The organism is Acinetobacter sp. YH12218 (assembly GCF_013417925.1).
GTDB classification, from domain to species: Bacteria; Pseudomonadota; Gammaproteobacteria; order Pseudomonadales; family Moraxellaceae; genus Acinetobacter; species Acinetobacter amyesii.
This window is the reverse complement of sequence record NZ_VPDB01000140.1, coordinates 1-2,651: the sequence shown is the minus strand read 5'-3', so window position 1 is coordinate 2,651 and position 2,651 is coordinate 1. Positions and strand designations below refer to the sequence as shown.

The 2,651-nt window shown below is 38.7% G+C and carries 4 protein-coding genes; all 4 read left to right on the top strand.

Annotated elements, in window-relative coordinates; translation table 11 throughout:
• The first annotated feature begins 269 nt into the window (after positions 1–269).
• Positions 270–689: a hypothetical protein gene (locus FTV03_RS17425; RefSeq protein ID WP_168379726.1), complete on the top strand. Its 420-nt coding sequence runs from the start codon at positions 270–272 to the stop codon at positions 687–689.
• Between the two features lie 232 nt (positions 690–921).
• Positions 922–1,077 carry a hypothetical protein gene (locus tag FTV03_RS17420; protein ID WP_168379727.1) on the top strand — a complete coding sequence of 52 codons (156 nt, stop codon included), beginning with the start codon at positions 922–924 and terminating at the stop codon, positions 1,075–1,077.
• A 311-nt stretch (positions 1,078–1,388) separates the two neighbouring features.
• Positions 1,389–1,799, top strand: a complete 411-nt coding sequence (locus FTV03_RS17415) for an RcnB family protein (RefSeq protein ID WP_078193274.1) — start codon at positions 1,389–1,391, stop codon at positions 1,797–1,799.
• Between the two features lie 242 nt (positions 1,800–2,041).
• Positions 2,042–2,452: an RcnB family protein gene (locus tag FTV03_RS17410; protein WP_168379728.1), complete on the top strand. Its 411-nt coding sequence runs from the start codon at positions 2,042–2,044 to the stop codon at positions 2,450–2,452.
• Positions 2,453–2,651: the final 199 nt, after the last annotated feature.

Genomic DNA, 2,651 nt, shown 5'->3' with positions numbered 1-2,651 from the left:
AATTCAAGTGAATTTGTTTGAAAGAAGAACTTTAAAAGCTTTATTTTCACCCGATAAAATACCCATAAAACAAGAGGAAGCTCAAATGAGCTTCCTCTTGTGAAAAATTGTGGGACAGCAGTGAGCTCGCGCTTCCTTTTTTTTATGTCTTGAATCTTTACAACGCATCATTAACCGAATGATTTTGCAGTGCCCACGCGAAAGTCGACTTGAGTTTTTAGCAAATTTGCCGATACTTGGGGCATTCTTTAAAAACATTGGATTGATACATGTCTGACTTTAGCAATATTACAGTGACTCCAACGGAGGATGGCATGGTTAACCTACTGGTCGATGGTCAACCGATTTCAGCAAAATATGGCATGAAATTCGACCCGAGTATCGTGGACGATTTAAAAGGCTTAGATGTCGGTCAAAATGCAAAATTATTTGAACAATTTATTTTTTCGCATAATGACTTAAACTTTGAGCATACCTATTTCTATGTCACTTGCATTCAAAAGCAAGAAGCAGGCTATCAAGTGATCACTAACTTTGTTTATCGCATCATTGCGCAAGATCAAGCACCGTTTGAGCATGTGATTACCAAACAAGGTGCAGCAATGACACCTGAAGATATTAATGAATTTATTCAAGCTCATATTCAAAAATCATTAACGGATTATACCGACCTGAAATACGCATACTAATTACGTTCCAAGTGACACATTTAGAACTAAAAAGGGCCATTTGATGCCCTTTTTTTAAACCCTTAGATTAGCATTTGAAATTCAACAAGCTTTGATCAATAGACAGCTTCATTACCCAATTTGCCATCGATCGTATTTTTAAATTATTTTTATAATAATATTCGGTTTTTCAAATTAAATATAAAAGCATAGACTGCTTGCCATGACATAGACCGACGGCAAGGAGACCCAAATGGCTGATCAAACACGCAAAATTGAAACCATTCGTTCAATTGAAAACTTACAACTGACTGAAAATTTGATCTCTGCAATGGACGATGCCGAGCAAGCTGAATCTGTGGCTCAAGCAATTTATTCACTCCAATGCCTCAACGAGCAGTGGTACTAAAACCCGAAGTTACTCAACATTTTCAGTCTTTCATCTCTCCCCTCATTTGCCTGCCAAGACTTGATGGGCTGTTTTGATCGTGCTTACAATAGACCTCAAATTTAATCAAAGCTGAATTGCAAGGATAAAAAGCGCGCATTATCGGACCATCTCTTTCAAGATGGAAAGATTGTTCTCAGCGCGAAATTTATCGCATAATATCCGCAATCTCTTCGTTTTATTTAAAGAAATATTCATCTTTCTTCACAGTTTCTCTGCATTTAATGCGTACAGTAGTGATATTGAAGATAAATTACTCATGAGGGTTGAACATGAAAAAGATTTTGCCAATTTTGGCTATTTCTTTCAGTGCTTTAATAGCAAGCAGCATCACGTCTGCAGCGCCTCACTTCAAGAACGATGAACGTGGCTTTGATGGCCCACGCGGCAATGCATATGGTCAAATGAAAAAAGATCGTGATTTCCGTGGTTATCAGGACGATGACGATCTTGAAGATCGACGCCGTATGCGTGAACAACGTGGAGTCAAACGTTTGCAACAACATAAATGGCAAACGGGCTATGTGATGCCACAGCATTATCGTGGTAATGGTTATAAAGTCGATTATAAAGACCATAACTTACCTAAACCATCGCGTAATCAGCAATGGTATAAAATCAATAATGACTACATATTGGTCAACTCAGATAGTAACAGTATTCTGAAAATTTTAGGTATGTAAGCCGTTTTGAATTTAATTTCGCCATATTTTTAAAGCCCAGATCAACTCTGGGCTTTTTTTATGAGGTTTTTTTAATGTTTAACCGCAAAAGCTGATGCTGCTTAGCGTTCAGATCATTTACACACCTTCAAATTTCCTCCATACATTTCACAATTCAACTATATTGCCCCCACGCTTTCTCTGAACTTTCTCGCTAATTTTGAATCATCGAAAAACAGATTAGAAATGTATAGAGGTGTCCCATGAACAAAATCGTATCGAGTTTAGTTCTTTCCGTATCGGCTTTGATGGCAACAACAGCAGCCATTGCTGCGCCAGACCATCGTCAAGATGACCGCCGTTACCATCCGTCATACCAACATCAAGACAACCGTTGGGACAAAGATCACCGTCCGAGCAATTGGAATAACAACAACCGTTATGACAATAATCGCTACGACCGTAATGACTTTCGTCGTGTAAATCCAAGCCGCGATTGGCGTGTTGGTCAAAGCTTTCCTCGTTATTTCGATTCAAGCCGCTACAAAGTGAGTGATCGTGAAGCGCGCCGCTTACCGAACACCGGTCGTTATCAACAATGGTACAAAATCAATGGTGACTACGTGTTAGTCAATGATCGTACCGATCGCATCATTCGCATTAAGAATGGCTAATCATTCGACGATCTCTTAAGTCCCTTTCCCAACACCTGAACACTGTTCAGGTGTTTTTTTATCAAATAGAGGGTAAAACTCTGTCCTTCAGGTCAGAGATATAAGCGACACGACATGAAGTGTCGTTTGATTTAACTAAGGACTATTTTCCTTGAGTTTTGATTGTTAATATAAGTACATGAAAACCCTTAAATTACGT